Source organism: Arthrobacter sp. efr-133-TYG-104 (genome assembly GCF_030208915.1).
Classification (GTDB): domain Bacteria; phylum Actinomycetota; class Actinomycetes; order Actinomycetales; family Micrococcaceae; genus Arthrobacter.
Map to the genome: position 1 here is coordinate 39,217 of NZ_JARVTA010000011.1, position 14,025 is coordinate 53,241.

The window sequence follows — 14,025 nt, forward strand, 5'->3', positions numbered from 1 at the left end:
TCCTTCCGGGGGTTCTAAGAGCGGGCAATCGTGGCGGTCATAGCGTTTTGCAGCCCACGTAGCTGCCCTACCAAGTCACGGTCCTGGGCAAGCTCCGGGCTGAGCAGCGCCAGCAAAGCAGCGCATCGGGCTTCGCCGTCGAGCGTTAGGGCTTCCCTGATGTCTCCGGCGAGTGGGTCCTGGAACTCAGCCGTCGTGGCTACGTACGTCATCCAGGCGGCGATCATGCGGGCGGCCCCGTCGCCGGATCGGCCCGCGGCGCGTTCGGCGGCCAGCACCGGCAGTGCCCGCATGCGGAGTTTCGCCGTTCCGTCCGCCGCGATCTGGGACAGCAGGTGGGCGATTCTGGCGTTTCCAAAGCGCTCCAGCAGCGCCTGCCGATACTCGGGGATGGCCAAGGCGTCATCGGTAAGGTGCCGCGCAGCCTCGTCCCAGAACGACTCGACTGCGTCGCGGCATACGGCGTCGGACAGAGCCTCGGCGACGGTCGCGTGACCGCGGACCTGGCCGGCGTAGGCGAGGATCGAATGCGCACCGTTGAGCAGCCACAGCTTGCGGTTCTCGTACGGTTCGAGGTTGTCCACGAAGATGGCCCCGGCGTCCTCCCACTGTGGACGGCCCGCCGGAAAGTCACCACTGAGGATCCAGTTGTGGAACGGTTCGGCCACCACTGCTGCCTCGTCCCGGTACGCACAACTTTCGGCAACCGAGGCCAGGTCCGCCGCCGTGGTCCGCGGAGTGATGCGGTCCACGGACGTGCTGACGAAGCTGACGTTCGCGTCGATCCAAGCGGCCAAGGCAGGCTCACGTGCTTCGGCGAGCGCGCGAATGGCTTGACTGGCCACGCTTCCGTTGTCGGCCAGGTTGTCGCAACTGACGACGGCGATCGGTCCGCTGCCTGCGTCCCTGCGGGCGGCGAGCGCAGCCACCAACCGGGCGATCGGCGTCGACGACGAACCGGCAGAACCTGCAGAACCGGCAGAAGCGTCCACCGCGTATGCCGCCTCCGTAATGGTCAGGGTAACGATTGCCGTGTCAGGTGCCGCCACCAGCTCCGCCAAGCGTCCGACGTCGGCCCCGTCCACCGCCTCGACGATGCTGCCGATAACCTCGTAGGAGTCCCCCGCCGCGGAACGCTCCACCAGCGTGAACAGTCCGTCCTGTTCGGCCAGGGTGTCCGCGGCCCGGGGGCTTCGTCCCGTGAATGCCGCGATCCCCCAGTCCGCGGCGTCCCCGGCATGCTGGGTGTACCAGGCCTGGTGTGAGCGGTGGAATGCGCCCAACCCAAGGTGCACGATCCGCACCGGAGCCTTGGGGGCCGATCTGAGGGACCGGTCCAGCCGTGGGAGGCCAGGTCTTGGCTCGGCACTCATAGTTTGAAGACCCGCCTGGGTGCAGTGTCGACGACGTCGACGATCAGCTCGTGGGCGCGGTCCTCGCTGATCCGGTGCTCGGCTACCAGGCGTGCCAGGAATGAGGCCTCGATCCTGCGGGACGCATTGTGCCGCGCAGGGATGGAACAGAAAGCCCTGGTGTCATCGATAAAGCCCGAAGTCCGGGAGAAGCCGGCGGTCTCGGTGACAGCGGACCGGAAGCGCAGCATGGCATCCGGAGCGTCAAGGAACCACCACGGAGCACCCACGTAGACAGACGGGTAAAAGCCCGCCAGCGGCGCGAGCTCGCGCGAGAAGACCGTCTCATCCAAAGTGAACAACACCAGGTGGAAGTCCTTGGCGGTCCCAAAGTCCTGGAGCAAGGGGCGGACCGCTTCGGTGTAATTGATTGCGAACGGTATGTCGTTGCCGGTATCGCCGCCGAAGGCCTCGAAGGTGGGACCGTGGTGGTTGCGGAAGGAGCCCGGATGGAGGGTCATGACCAGGCCGTCCTCCACCGACATCCGGGCCATTTGATACATCATGTGGGCCTCGAAGGCGTCACGGTCTTGGGCACTTGCCGTGCCGGACAATGCCCGTTCGAAGAGTCCCTCGGCGTCGGCGTCGTCGAGTTTCAGGGTGGCGGGCGTACGGACGCCGTGATCAGCGGACACTGCCCCGTGCTCCACGAAATACCGGCGCCGGTTTTCCAGTGCGCTGATGTAGCCGCGGTAGCCCTTGCCGCCGTCGGACGCTTCGCTGATAAGCCGCTCCACGTTGGCCGCCCAGGACGGGTGCGCGATGTTCACGTACGCGTCCGGACGGAACGTGGGAAGGACGCGGCCGTGAAAAGAGGGATCGGCTGCGAGTGCCCGGTGGCTGGCCAAGTCATCCAAGGGATCATCGGTGGTGGCGAGGACTTCAATGTTGAAGTTCTTGAACAGTTCCCGCGGCCGGAACCCGGGCTCGGCGAGTTTTGCCGAGATGGCATCGAAGCTGGCATCGGCCGTTTCCGCGCTCAACTCACCTGGCAGCCCGAAGACCGTCTGGAACTGCGTCCTCAGCCAGTACCCGGAGGCGGTCCCATCAAAAAGCGGCCATGCCCGGCAGAAGTGCCGCCAGATCTCCCGCGCACCGGCGTCCGGTTGAAGCCGGTCCATCCCAACTCCAGACGCATGGATCAGCCGTGTGACGTAGTGGTCCGGAGTAACCAGGAGGGCAGCAGGGTCCGGGAAAGGAGTGTCCTTTTCGAGCACTGACGCGTCCACATGTCCATGAGGCGAAATGATCGGGAGGTCCTGGACGCGCTCAAGCAAGGATCGCGCGATCCGCCGCGTTCCCGGGTCTGCAGGAAGGAGACGGTCGGGGTGGGTGGCTAGGGACTCTGGCATGGATCAGCCTTTCGGGGTGGAACCGGCGGAAACGTGTTCGCTTCGGTTGACGTTCAACCCCGCGAGTTCAGCTGCACGCCGCAAGAAGGTGAGGTTTCCGGCGGTGCGCTCTGCAAGGGGAACATCAGTGGAGAAATCCTCCACTGTCACCCAATCGTCGTAGCCCACCGCGGCGAGGGCCCTGAAATAGTCCAGGACGCTCCCCTGCCCTTCGGCCAGCGGCGCCCACTCGTTCACCCAAACAGCTGCACCAACCTCGTCCGGGTCCCCGGTGCGGACCCAGCGCGCGTTCTTCACGTGGATGTGGGCCAGGTACGGCCCCAGCAACTCCAGGGCAGGCAGTGGTGACTCCCAACCTTCGATCAGTAGGTTCCCGAGGTCGTGGATGACCCCGACATGCCGGGAGTCCAGGCCCTCAAGGAGCCGGCGGGCAGAGGACGCCGAGGCTGTCACGCTCCCATGGTGCAGTTCAATGAGGGCCTTCACTCCGTAATGGGCAGCCCGTTGGGCCACCCATTCGTAGTGTTCCCTGGTGGAATCGAAGAGTTCGGGGTAGGACAAGCCAGTGGGTTCCTGGCCGCCCATAGTGGAGTTGCCCAGGGGAAGGACGTTCACCCTGACCTGGCGGGCACCCAGGGCTGCGGTTGCGGCAAGAACGGTCTCGACGTCGTCGTGATTGTCACAGCGGGCGTACCCGCCCAGGCCCGAGTATTCCAGACCCGCGCCGGAGGTGATCCTTGCGATCTCGGGAACTGAATCCAGAAGGCCCGTCATGGGCCAAGTGGCCTTGTTCCCGGCCCAGAATCCCGGTGTTGGAGCGTCGTTCTGGTCAATGACGCGCCATTCGATTCCGTCCCAGCCTTGGGCTGCGAGCTCCGTGGCGGCCTCCTGGGGAGTCCATTCCGGCGTCGAGGCTGTAAAGACTGAGAACTTCATGCTGTGACCTCTTCAAAGTTGCCTGTGCTCACTTCAACGTCGTTGTATTTTCCTTCCAGCACGTCCGCGATGAGGACCGAACGGCCGAGCGTTGCCGAAACGTAGAGCGCCCGAACAGTGGCAAGGGCCATGACGGCGTCCTGGACGGTGACTCCCGGGAGACGGCCGTTGCGAATGGCATCCACCACGTCCCGGTACTGGCGGACGTGGCCCGCGGGATACACGGTGGGGTCCAAGTTGGGGTCCGCTGGCGGCTCAGGGAATTTTGCCAGCTCGGCCTCGGCCTGGTTGCCGCCACCTCGGATCCCCATGGGCCCGCTGTCGGCATCGCCCGCGGGATCGGCAGCATGGAAGTACTCCAGATTGTCGTTGTCGATCACCGCCGAGCCCTTGCTGCCCATGATCTGCAACCGGACGGTCAGTCCTGGATAGGCCGCGGTGGTGGCGTGCAGAACGGCCAGTGCGCCCGATTCGAACGTCACAGTGGCAACTGCGGTGTCTTCAACTTCCACGTCCGAGTGCGCAAGGAGTGCAGTCTTGGCGTTGATCTCGATGGGGCGTCCAAGGAACCACAGCAACAGGTCAACGGTGTGGACGCCTTGGTTCATCACTGCGCCACCGCCGTCCATTGCCCAGGTCCCGCGCCACGCGCCCGAGTCGTAATAGCCCTGGCTTCGATACCAGCTGACCGAGGCGATGGCCGAGGTCAACCGGCCAAAACGACCCTCTCGGCGAGCCTGGTCCACCACAATGCTCGCTTGGTCGAAGCGATGCTGGCTGATGACGCTGGCAACCAGCCCCCTGTCCCCGGCGGCTTTTGCCGCCGCAAGGATTTCGTTGGCGCGCTCAACATGCACATCAAGCGGTTTTTCGATGACCACGTGTTTGCCGGCCTCGAGTACTTCCAACGCCTGCTGGATGTGCAGCCCGCTGGGGGTGGCAATGACCACGAGGTCGACGTCGGCGCCCGCGAACGCTTCCTGCAGCGTGCCGAAAATGGCGGGGCGTGCAGAGCCGCCGTCTTCCAAGTACTGCGCAAGGGCTTCTGCTGCCTCGGGGATCTCATCCACGAGGGTTGTGATGAGGAGATCGGGAAACTCACCAATGGCGGCGGCGTGCGTGCGGCCAATGACTCCGCAACCTGCGATGGCGACTTTGATTGTTGTGTCTGGTGTGTTGGTGCTCACTTGGTCTCCACTCCGGCTTCGTTCAAAACTTTGGCAAACGCCCTTGCTGCAATCCCGAACGCTGTCGGTCCGGAAAAGCCGCCCAGCCCGTGCGCCCCGGCCAGATGCGGCTCAAGGCTGGCGAAGCCCACAAATCCGTCTGCTTTCAGCGCCCCCACCGTGCGCAGCAGGTCGCCGTCGCCCTCACCTGCCGGAACCACGACGCCGTCGGCGAACCGTGCGTCCTTGACCTGCAGGTACTCAAGGTGGGGGCGCAGTTTCGCATAGGCTTCCTCGAACGGTTTGACGCCCACCTGGACGAAATTCGCCGGATCCCACGCCACCTTCAACGCCCGGGATGCAACGGACTCGATGATGTCCAGGACGCGATCCGGGGTATCGCCAAAAATGTCTTTCTCGTTCTCGTGCAGCAGTATCACGTTCTTTTCTTCAGCTACCGCGGCCAGCGCACGCATCCGCTCGAGGACGTCATCCCGGATGCTTTCCACTGCCACGTCCTCTCCGTAGTAGAACGAGAAGATCCGGATGTAGCGCGCGCCCAGAACGTGGGCAGCGTTGGCCGCGCGCCGCAGCCGTTCCACCTCGTGCTCAACGGGCAGGGTCACATCCACCTTGCCGATGGGCGAGGCGATGGCAGAGACTCCCATTCCTGCCGCGTCAAGGAGTTCCTTCAACGCGCTGAGTTCCTGTGCGTCGAGGTCCACGATGTTGGTTCCCCAGGCGCTGCGTACTTCGATGTGGTTGGCCCCCAAAGCCTGCAGCACCGCGATCTGCTGGGCGGGGTCGTCATTGATTTCGTCTCCAAAGCCCGACAACGTCCACTCAACTTTTGCTGCATCTGTCATGGTTATTTGACTCCTCCGGCGGTCAGGCCGCCCACTGCGTACCTCACAGGGCTTGGCCTTGAGTCTAGGAGTCGGCAAACCATGCGGCAATCGTTTGCCAAAAGTTGCCAAGGATGGTGCAATGGGCTCACCTTCGAGAGGCTCACCATGGCAGATGCACCAACGCGGCACACCGGAACAGCACCAACCATTCGCGACGTCGCCGCGCTCGCTGGCGTGGCCACTTCCACCGTGTCCCGGGCACTGTCCAACCCGGACCGCGTCAATCGCGTGACGCGCGAACGGATCGAGAAGATCGCTGCGGAGCTGAATTACGTTCCGAGCTCACAGGCCCGCGGCCTGAGTTCTGGGCGTACCAATGCCATCGCCCTGCTTGTCCCCGACGTCACGAATCCGTTCTATTTCGACATCATCCGAGGCACACAGAACCAACTCAAGGCCGCCGGCTACACCCAGTTGTTGGTGGACACGGAGGAGTCCGCAGAGATGGAAGCCGACACCCTGCGCAAGATGCAGCGAACAGCTGACGGGTTCATTCTCGCCGCGTCCCGCCTTTCGGACGCCACGTTGGCCGAGGCTGCTGCCAACCAGGCAATCGTGACCATCAACCGCTCCTCTTCCTATGCCCCGACGGTCATGATCGACACCCCAGGAGCCGTGATCCAGGCGCTCGAACACCTCACCTCGTTGGGCCATTCCAGGATTTGCTACGTGGGCGGACCGTCGTCGTCATGGTCCAATGCCAAACGGTGGAAAACGTTCGACGACGAGACCCGGGACCGGGGGCTTACCACGTCCCGCGTGGGCCCGTTCGCCCCCAAGATGACGTCCGGTGCCGCCGCGGCTGACGCTGCTGTCCGTACTGGGGCCACCGCATGCATCGTCTTCAACGACCTGCTGGCCATTGGGATGCTGCAGCGGCTCCGCGAGCGCGGCATCCGCGTTCCCGAAGACATGAGCATCGTTGGCTGTGACGACATTTTCGGGGCAGACTTTTGCAATCCGCCCTTGACCACCATGGCCTCGCCCATCGAACAGGCCGGACGCGTTGCGGTGTCCATGCTGCTGGCACAGTTGGATCCCCTGCGTTCGGCCTCAAGTCGGCGCTTGGCGGTCATGCCCACCCACCTGACCGTGCGCGGATCGACAGGTTCGGCTCCCCAGCAGGGCTGACGTCCCGTGACTTCACGCAATATGGTTGAGCGGTATGGACCGCGCTGGCTAGTGTGGAACACATGCGCGAACTCCAGGCAAAGATCATTGAGGAAATGGGCGTCCCGCCCCGGATCGATCCTGCGGAGGAGGTCCGCAAGCGGGTCGCCTTCCTGAAGGACTATCTGAAAGCAACCGGAACCAAGGGTTTTGTCTTGGGCATCTCGGGCGGGATCGACTCGACACTGGCAGGGCGCTTGTCCCAACTTGCGGTCGAAGAGCTCGAGGCCGACGGCGTCGAGGCCAACTTTGTCGCCGTCCGCCTTCCCTACGGCGTCCAGCACGATGAAGACGACGCCCAGGCTGCTTTGGATTTCATCAACGCCAAGACCGAATGGACCTTCAACATCGCCCCGGCGGTGGACGGCTTTGAGGATGAGTTCCAGAAGACCACCGGCGCCGCCATCTCCGATTTCCACAAGGGCAACACCAAGGCGCGCGCTCGCATGACTGCCCAGTACGCCCTTGCCGGTGAGCACAACTACTTGGTGGTCGGCACCGACCACGGCGCGGAATCGGTGACCGGCTTCTTCACCAAATACGGCGACGGCGGTGCGGACATCCTGCCGCTATTCGGTTTGAACAAACGCCAGAACCGCATACTTCTTGCCGAGCTGGGTGCTCCCGCGCGAGTATGGCAAAAGGTCCCCACCGCCGACCTCCTTGACGGAAAGCCGGGCCGGACCGACGAGGACGAACTCGGCATCAGCTACGACCAGATTGATGACTACCTGGAGGGCCGCGAGGTCCCGGAGGAGGTCGCCGAGGCCCTGGAGCAGAAGTACCTCCGAACGCGCCACAAGCGGACCGCTCCGGTCACGATCTTTGATACGTGGTGGACATAGCCTTTTCGTCCAACAGCAACTCACGACGGCGGGTGCCGGCTCCTCAGGAAGCCGGCACCCGCCGTCGGGGTTTAAAGGCTCCTGCACCTCTTGACGGTTCGATAGTCACCGATATATCGTTAACTATCGCCGATACTCCTTCGGCGGCACAACAACCGAAAGGACGATGCTGCTATGAAAGGCATCAACGACAACGAAAACAACCTCCCCGGATACGGCCCCGGGAACCATGAACACGGCGACCAGCACGGACACGGACGCGGTCGCTTCAACCAAGGCAGGGGCCGGCGTGGACCCGGCGGACACGGTGGCGGCGGCTTCGGGCCCGGATTTGGACCTGGCTTTGGACCCGGACCCGGCGGATTTGGCGGATTCGGACCGCGCGGCTTTGGACCCGGCGGCCCACGTCGCGCCAATCGAGGGGACGTCCGCGCGGCGATTCTTTCATTGCTTGCCGAGTCGCCGTCGAACGGTTACGGCCTGATCAAAACCATCGCGGAGAAGACCTCAGGCGCATGGCGGCCCAGCCCGGGCTCTGTCTATCCGACACTCCAGCAACTGGTGGATGAAGAGCTCATTGTGGCCGTCGGAGAAGGACGCCGCACGGAATTCACCCTCACGGACGACGGCCGCGCTTACGTTGCCGAGCATGAGGAAGAGCTGGCCAACGCCTGGAACACAGAAGCGGACTCCACCGGTCAGGCCTTCCACCAAAGCGTTGGCAAGCTCATGGGAGTCATCCACCAATTCCGCGGCTCTGCCACCGAGGAACAACGTCAGGCGGCCATAGCGAAGCTCGACGAGACCCGTCGCGCGCTGTACCTGATCCTCGCTGACTGACCCTTTGCGAACCCTCCCAAAAACACCTTGACCTTGACGCTGCGTCAACCCCTACAGTCGAAGGTACAGGCAGGACGGAGGCACGGATGGACTGGTCCATTCAGGAAATCGCCAAGATGGCGGGTACCACCAGCCGGACGCTGCGCCACTACGACGACGTCGGGCTACTGAAGCCAAGCCGGATCGGCCACAACGGCTACCGCTACTACGACGGTCCGGCATTGGTGCAGCTTCAGCGCATTTTGCTGCTCCGGGAACTGGGGCTTGGGCTGACGGCCATCGCCGAGGTCCTTCGCCGCGAGACAGACACCGCGAAGGCCCTCACTGGCCACCTTGTCTGGCTACGCCAGGAGCAAGAGCGGCTGACGCGGCAGATCGCCTCCGTCCAGCAGACCATCGAATCGTTGAAAGGGGATGGAAAGTACATGGCAAAGGACATGTTTGACGGCTTTGACCACACGCAATATAAGGACGAGGTGGAGCAGCGCTGGGGCAAGGGCGCTTATGCCGCCAGCGACACATGGTGGCGGAACATGAGTCCCGAGGACAAGCAGCAGTGGCAGGAGCGCGTCCGTGCGCTGGGTGCGGATTGGATCTCCGCATCGAAGTCCGGCACTGCTCCTGACAGCCAAGTGGCCCAGGACCTTGCGCGCAGGCACGTCGAGTGGCTTACGGGGATTCCAGGCACGCCGACGGCGGCTCCCGGCGGTGATGTAAAGGGGTACGTCACCGGACTCGGTGAAATGTACGTCGCCGATCCGCGGTTCGCTGCGAATTACGGCGGAGAAGTCGGGGCAGCATATGTCAGGGATGCCCTGCGCGTTTATGCCGATAAGAACCTCTAACGCCTCCACCTGCGGGAACCCTCAAGAAACAGTCCAAAGCGCTTTGGACTGTTTCTTCTATTTCGGAGCGATAAAGGCGATCAAAATAATTCCATATTTCGAATACTAGAATTTCCACTGTCGACTTACTGTTGGCGAATTCGGACCACCATGCCTACGCTGTAGATCATCAGGTTACTTAGCTTTCGCCCCTTGGTCCACCGGCCCGTACTCGCTGCCGACGACGGGATGGTTGCCTATGCCTGACGCGCAACAGTGGGGTACAGCCCGCTTGCTCTCGACGGCGGCCCGGTTGGTCGAGCAGCGGTGGGAAGAAGAGTTGCGAGCCCTCGGACTGACATTTCCGGCAGTGGTCGCCCTGGACGCCCTGGTAGCCGCGGGGCCCGTCACCCAGGACGAACTGGCCACGATCATGCGGGCCCAGCCGCAAACGCTGGGCCCGCTGCTGCTACGGCTCGAACTCAGGGGTTGCATCAACCGCCGTCGCAGGCGGACTAGCCGGCACAACCAGACAGTCTCCATCACCGCAACGGGCACGGCCCTGCTCCAAGAAGCCCACGCCCTGGAGCGGGGAATCTTGGAAGGTGTGACCCAGGACGTTGATGCGCTCCGGGATGAGCTCCGGGCCATTATCAGCGAAGCGGCACAACGCCCCACCAGCGGGGGTGGCCTAAACGAACGCTGACTTCCCCGTTACCGCTCGCGCCACGATCATCGAGTTGATCTCATAGCTACCCTCGTACGTGTAGAGGATCTCCGCATCACCGAAAAGCTTGCCCATCTCATAGTCGGTGGTGATCCCGTTGCCCCCCAGCAAGGACCGGCCCATCGCCACCGACGAGCGGGCCAACCTGGTGGTAGTGGCCTTGCACATAGCGGCCTGTACCATCTCGAGCTTTCCCGCCTGTTGGATCCGCGCGAGCTCCACCATCATGGACAGGGAAGCGTTCGCATTGCCCAAGATGTCCGCGAGCTGCTGTTGGACAAGCTGGAAGCGGGCAAGTTCCTTCCCGAATTGCTTGCGGTCCAGGGCATACGAGCGTGCGATGTCGAAGGCAGCCAACTGGATGCCGGCAGCTTGCCACCCCACCCACGCGCGGGAATCCCGCAGCAGATCGTTGGCCCGTGAAAATGCCGTGGCTCCGGGCAGGAGGTTCGACGCAGGAATGCGCACCTCATCCAGGGTGATGTCCGCATTCTGCATGATGCGCAGGCCGATCTTGTTGGAGATCTTGGTGGCCTTATATCCGGCGCGTTCGGTCTCCACGATGAAGCCTTTGATGCCGCCGTCGGCTTCATCCCGTGCCCAAACCAGAGCCAAGTCGGCGATTGTGCCGGCCCCGATCCATCGCTTGGCGCCGTTGATGACCCATTCATCGCCCTCGCGCCGCGCCGTCGTCGAGAGTCCTCCGGCGATGTCCGAGCCGTGGTCCGGTTCGGTCAACGCAAAGGCACCCAACTGGGTGAACGCTTCAAGTCCCGGCAGCCAGCGGCGCTTCTGTTCGTCGGAGCCGAGCTCATGGATCATGCCAACGATGAGCTCGTTGTGGATGCCCACCAAGGCTGACAGAGAGACGTCCGCGCGCGCGATTTCGGTGTACATAAGGCCCTTGAAGAGCTTCGAGGAGCCGTCGGTCTGGAGCCTGCCCAGGCCATACTTGGCCATGTCCGCTAACAAACCCGTGGGAAACTCTTCCCGGTTCCAGTAATCGATGCTGGCCGCGCGGATCCGCGTTTGCAGGAACTCCCTGATCTCGAAATACCTGGCCCGCTCCTCGGTGGGAAGCAGATCCACTACGTGCATGAGGTCCGCCTCCGGATAAGGAGGCTGGGCGCGTTCTTGGGCGGCGCCGTCGGCAACCAGGCCGGCCGCTTGTTCTTGGAGCATTACTCCCCTTCGTCATGTCCACGGAGGCTCTTCCAAACCCTTGGATGTCCTAGTATATTGCAAGGTGATATGGATCACTAGACGGGATTGGCCGGCAATGGTGCCGAAGCCCCAGCGAAAGGCAGACTATGACAGTCACAGATGACTTCCGTACGGCCCGAGATCGCCTGCTCGAGCTTCGCGAAGACTACAAGCAGGCCCACGCCGAGTTCGAATGGCCACATTTCCAGGAGTTCAATTTCGCCCTCGACTGGTTCGACCAGGTCGCCGCGGAACCGCAGAAGGCGGACAAACCCGCGCTGGTCATAGTTGAACAGGACGGCAGCTCCACGCGCCGCACGTACAAGGAACTATCCGAAAGGTCATCCCAGCTGGCCAACTGGCTGAGGAACCAAGGCGTGAACCGCGGCGACCACATGATCATCATGCTCGGCAACCAAGTGGAACTCTGGGAGCTCATGCTCGCCGGGATCAAACTGGGCATCGTGATGATACCCACCACCACGCTCATGGGCGCCCGCGACCTGCAGGACCGGGTGGAACGCGGCGGGGCCCACTGGGTAGCGGTCGGCAGCGCCAACATCGGCAAGTTCGCCGCCGTCGAGGGGTCGTACACGCTGATCGAGGTGGGGGCCGAGCCCGCCAACACCGAGGCGTTGCAGTACGCAGATTCGTACGACGCCGGCACGGACTTCACCCCCGACGGCCCCACCCGAGGGGATGAGACCCTGCTGCTCTACTTCACCTCGGGCACTACCTCGCGGGCCAAGCTCGTGGAGCACACCCACACCTCGTACCCGGTGGGCCATTTGTCCACCATGTACTGGATTGGCCTGGAGCCCGGCGACGTGCATCTCAACGTCGCATCACCTGGCTGGGCCAAGCATGCCTGGTCCAATGTGTTCACGCCGTGGATCGCAGAGGCGTGCGTCTTCATCTACAACTATGAACGCTTTGACGCAGCTGCCCTGATGGACCAGATGGGCCGCGAAGGAGTCACGAGCTTCTGCGCTCCCCCCACCGTGTGGCGCATGCTGATCCAAGCCGACCTCAAGCAGCTCACCACCCCGCCCCGCAAGGTTGTTTCCGCCGGTGAGCCGCTGAACGCCGAGGTCATCGGGCAAGTCGAAGACGCCTGGGGGGTCACCATCCGCGATGGTTTCGGACAGACCGAATCCACGGTCCAGATCGCCAACACTCCCGCCCAAGCCGTGAAGATCGGTTCCATGGGGCGCCCGCTGCCCGGTTACGACGTCGTCCTCGTGGACCCGGCCACCGGGCAGGAAGCCGACGACGGCGAACTCTGCTTGCGCTTGGATCCCCGGCCCGTGGGGCTCATGAAAGGATACTTCGGCGACGAAGCGAAAACGGCCGACGCGTTCCGCAACGGCTACTACCACACCGGGGACATGGCCAGCCGGGATGCCGACGGCGTGATCACCTATGTGGGACGGGACGACGACGTCTTCAAATCTTCCGACTACCGCCTGTCCCCGTTCGAACTCGAAAGCGTCCTGATCGAGCACCCCGCCGTGGCAGAAGCGGCGGTGGTCCCGTCGCCGGATGCCGTGAAGTTGTCGGTGCCCAAGGCGTTCGTGGTCCTGGCTGCGGGGTACGAGCCAGGACCGGCGGTAGCCGAAGACATCCTGAGGTATTGCCGCACCCACCTGGCACCATTCAAGCGGATACGTCGGCTCGAATTCGGCGAACTACCCAAGACCATCTCCGGCAAGATCAGGCGGGTCGAACTGCGCGGAACCGAGGTTGCCCGGCACGGCAGCGGACCTTTTCCCGCGGGCTTGGGAGTGGAATATACAGAGGACGAGTTCCCGAATCTGAGAGACTAGGCATCCAACAACCAAGGAGGCCCATGGGCACCCCGCTTCCCCGCGACCCTATCGCCGACGCCCAGCGCAACTGGGAGCGGCATGGATGGGGCGATGTTGCCGCGCCCATGGCGGCCATCACCGCGATCATGCGTACGCAACAGATCCTGCTCGCGCGCATCGAAACTGTCCTCAAGCCGTTCGGGCTGACCTTCGCGAGGTACGAACTCCTGGCGTTGCTGAGCTTCGCGCGCAGTGGTGCGCTGCCCATGAATAAGGCCAGCGCGCTCCTGCAGGTCCATCCCACCTCGGTGACCAACGCCGTCGACCGCTTGGAACGGGCTGCCTTGGTGAGCCGTTCGCCGCACCCGACGGACGGCCGGACTACGCTGATCGAACTCACCCCCGAGGGTCGCAGCCTGGCCAAGAAGGCGACGGCGGCGTTGAACGCTGAAGTTTTCGGGCAGTCCGGATTCGGGCCCGACGACGTCGATCACCTCATCCGCGTCCTCGGCACCTTCCGAAGGGACGCCGGAGACTTCGCGGAAGAGTAGCAGGACTCCTTACCGCGAGGGGTTAGCTCTCGGCACAAAGCGAGCTTGTAAATGCCGAGAGCTAACCCCTCGACACGCGGTGAGGGGTTAGGAGGTCATGGCGAAGACAGCGATGATTGCCATGCCAGCGAAGAACAGCCCGGCCAAGGCCAGCACCGCGATAGCAGCAGCGACCAACGCCTGGCGGTTCACCGGCTGGGCCACGATGTTGGATTGCCCGGTTTGAATGATCTCCGTTGACATGTCTCTCCCCATTCGTCAGTGCCCCGAGTCTAGCCCGGGG

General features: G+C 63.4%; 14 protein-coding genes. 7 read left to right on the top strand and 7 right to left on the bottom strand.

Translation table 11 applies throughout. From position 1 onward, the window contains the following. Nucleotides 1-14: 14 nt before the first annotated feature. The 5 genes from QRN04_RS09545 to QRN04_RS09565 are packed head-to-tail and all read right to left on the bottom strand — an operon-like array spanning nucleotide 15 to nucleotide 5,732. Nucleotides 15-1,373 carry a mannitol dehydrogenase family protein gene (locus QRN04_RS09545; RefSeq protein ID WP_284975782.1) on the bottom strand — a complete coding sequence of 453 codons (1,359 nt, stop codon included), beginning with the start codon at nucleotides 1,371-1,373 and terminating at the stop codon, nucleotides 15-17. Beyond that, the gene (uxaC, locus tag QRN04_RS09550; protein ID WP_284975783.1) at nucleotides 1,370-2,764 is read right to left on the bottom strand and encodes a glucuronate isomerase; all 1,395 of its coding nucleotides are present in this window, start codon (nucleotides 2,762-2,764) and stop codon (nucleotides 1,370-1,372) included. The genes QRN04_RS09545 and uxaC overlap by 4 nt, the downstream gene beginning before the upstream one ends. Nucleotides 2,765-2,767: 3 nt before the next feature. Then, nucleotides 2,768-3,700 carry a sugar phosphate isomerase/epimerase family protein gene (locus QRN04_RS09555; protein WP_284975784.1) on the bottom strand — a complete coding sequence of 311 codons (933 nt, stop codon included), beginning with the start codon at nucleotides 3,698-3,700 and terminating at the stop codon, nucleotides 2,768-2,770. Further along, nucleotides 3,697-4,887: a Gfo/Idh/MocA family protein gene (locus QRN04_RS09560; protein ID WP_284975785.1), complete on the bottom strand. Its 1,191-nt coding sequence runs from the start codon at nucleotides 4,885-4,887 to the stop codon at nucleotides 3,697-3,699. Before QRN04_RS09560 ends, QRN04_RS09555 begins: the two co-directional genes overlap by 4 nt. After that, the gene (locus QRN04_RS09565) at nucleotides 4,884-5,732 is read right to left on the bottom strand and encodes a sugar phosphate isomerase/epimerase family protein (RefSeq protein ID WP_284975786.1); all 849 of its coding nucleotides are present in this window, start codon (nucleotides 5,730-5,732) and stop codon (nucleotides 4,884-4,886) included. Before QRN04_RS09565 ends, QRN04_RS09560 begins: the two co-directional genes overlap by 4 nt. A 147-nt stretch (nucleotides 5,733-5,879) precedes the next feature. On the opposite strand from QRN04_RS09565, the gene QRN04_RS09570 reads away from it, so the two are divergent. From QRN04_RS09570 to QRN04_RS09590, 5 genes are all read left to right on the top strand, one after another. Further along, on the top strand, nucleotides 5,880-6,905 hold the full coding sequence (locus QRN04_RS09570) for a LacI family DNA-binding transcriptional regulator (protein ID WP_284975787.1): 1,026 nt from the start codon (nucleotides 5,880-5,882) through the stop codon (nucleotides 6,903-6,905). Between the two features lie 62 nt (nucleotides 6,906-6,967). After that, a complete protein-coding gene (gene nadE, locus QRN04_RS09575) occupies nucleotides 6,968-7,789 on the top strand; it encodes an NAD(+) synthase (RefSeq protein ID WP_284975788.1) in 822 nt (273 codons plus the stop codon). 174 nt (nucleotides 7,790-7,963) lie between these two features. Continuing rightward, complete coding sequence (locus QRN04_RS09580; protein WP_284975789.1) at nucleotides 7,964-8,629, top strand: PadR family transcriptional regulator; 666 nt, start codon at nucleotides 7,964-7,966, stop codon at nucleotides 8,627-8,629. An 86-nt stretch (nucleotides 8,630-8,715) separates the two neighbouring features. Further along, nucleotides 8,716-9,474 carry a MerR family transcriptional regulator gene (locus QRN04_RS09585; protein WP_284975790.1) on the top strand — a complete coding sequence of 253 codons (759 nt, stop codon included), beginning with the start codon at nucleotides 8,716-8,718 and terminating at the stop codon, nucleotides 9,472-9,474. A gap of 238 nt (nucleotides 9,475-9,712) precedes the next feature. Next, nucleotides 9,713-10,159, top strand: coding sequence for a winged helix DNA-binding protein (locus tag QRN04_RS09590; protein WP_284975791.1), 447 nt, complete (start codon nucleotides 9,713-9,715; stop codon nucleotides 10,157-10,159). Here the strand turns inward: QRN04_RS09590 and QRN04_RS09595 are convergent. Continuing rightward, nucleotides 10,145-11,362 (bottom strand): acyl-CoA dehydrogenase family protein, encoded by a 1,218-nt coding sequence (locus QRN04_RS09595; RefSeq protein ID WP_284975792.1) that lies wholly within the window; start codon nucleotides 11,360-11,362, stop codon nucleotides 10,145-10,147. The two genes, QRN04_RS09590 and QRN04_RS09595, sit on opposite strands and share 15 nt — an antisense overlap. 128 nt (nucleotides 11,363-11,490) lie before the next feature. Here QRN04_RS09595 and QRN04_RS09600 point away from each other — a divergent pair, with 128 nt between their 5' ends. Together QRN04_RS09600 and QRN04_RS09605 are read left to right on the top strand one after the other, a co-directional pair. Further along, nucleotides 11,491-13,209 (top strand): AMP-binding protein, encoded by a 1,719-nt coding sequence (locus tag QRN04_RS09600; RefSeq protein ID WP_284975793.1) that lies wholly within the window; start codon nucleotides 11,491-11,493, stop codon nucleotides 13,207-13,209. Between the two features lie 23 nt (nucleotides 13,210-13,232). Then, nucleotides 13,233-13,742 carry a MarR family winged helix-turn-helix transcriptional regulator gene (locus QRN04_RS09605; protein WP_284975794.1) on the top strand — a complete coding sequence of 170 codons (510 nt, stop codon included), beginning with the start codon at nucleotides 13,233-13,235 and terminating at the stop codon, nucleotides 13,740-13,742. 87 nt (nucleotides 13,743-13,829) lie between these two features. Here the strand turns inward: QRN04_RS09605 and QRN04_RS09610 are convergent, their stop codons facing one another. After that, the gene (locus QRN04_RS09610; RefSeq protein ID WP_284975795.1) at nucleotides 13,830-13,985 is read right to left on the bottom strand and encodes a hypothetical protein; all 156 of its coding nucleotides are present in this window, start codon (nucleotides 13,983-13,985) and stop codon (nucleotides 13,830-13,832) included. Between the last annotated feature and the right edge of the window lie 40 nt (nucleotides 13,986-14,025).

What these genes read in the sequence shown, in the direction of transcription:
- QRN04_RS09545 (WP_284975782.1), bottom strand. Translation starts at nt 1,373, where the DNA reads ATGAGTGCCGAGCCAAGACCTGGCCTCCCACGGCTGGACCGGTCCCTC.
- uxaC (WP_284975783.1), bottom strand. Translation starts at nt 2,764, where the DNA reads ATGCCAGAGTCCCTAGCCACCCACCCCGACCGTCTCCTTCCTGCAGAC.
- QRN04_RS09555 (WP_284975784.1), bottom strand. Translation starts at nt 3,700, where the DNA reads ATGAAGTTCTCAGTCTTTACAGCCTCGACGCCGGAATGGACTCCCCAG.
- QRN04_RS09565 (WP_284975786.1), bottom strand. Translation starts at nt 5,732, where the DNA reads ATGACAGATGCAGCAAAAGTTGAGTGGACGTTGTCGGGCTTTGGAGAC.
- QRN04_RS09570 (WP_284975787.1), top strand. Translation starts at nt 5,880, where the DNA reads ATGGCAGATGCACCAACGCGGCACACCGGAACAGCACCAACCATTCGC.
- nadE (WP_284975788.1), top strand. Translation starts at nt 6,968, where the DNA reads ATGCGCGAACTCCAGGCAAAGATCATTGAGGAAATGGGCGTCCCGCCC.
- QRN04_RS09580 (WP_284975789.1), top strand. Translation starts at nt 7,964, where the DNA reads ATGAAAGGCATCAACGACAACGAAAACAACCTCCCCGGATACGGCCCC.
- QRN04_RS09585 (WP_284975790.1), top strand. Translation starts at nt 8,716, where the DNA reads ATGGACTGGTCCATTCAGGAAATCGCCAAGATGGCGGGTACCACCAGC.
- QRN04_RS09590 (WP_284975791.1), top strand. Translation starts at nt 9,713, where the DNA reads ATGCCTGACGCGCAACAGTGGGGTACAGCCCGCTTGCTCTCGACGGCG.
- QRN04_RS09595 (WP_284975792.1), bottom strand. Translation starts at nt 11,362, where the DNA reads ATGCTCCAAGAACAAGCGGCCGGCCTGGTTGCCGACGGCGCCGCCCAA.
- QRN04_RS09600 (WP_284975793.1), top strand. Translation starts at nt 11,491, where the DNA reads ATGACAGTCACAGATGACTTCCGTACGGCCCGAGATCGCCTGCTCGAG.
- QRN04_RS09605 (WP_284975794.1), top strand. Translation starts at nt 13,233, where the DNA reads ATGGGCACCCCGCTTCCCCGCGACCCTATCGCCGACGCCCAGCGCAAC.
- QRN04_RS09610 (WP_284975795.1), bottom strand. Translation starts at nt 13,985, where the DNA reads ATGTCAACGGAGATCATTCAAACCGGGCAATCCAACATCGTGGCCCAG.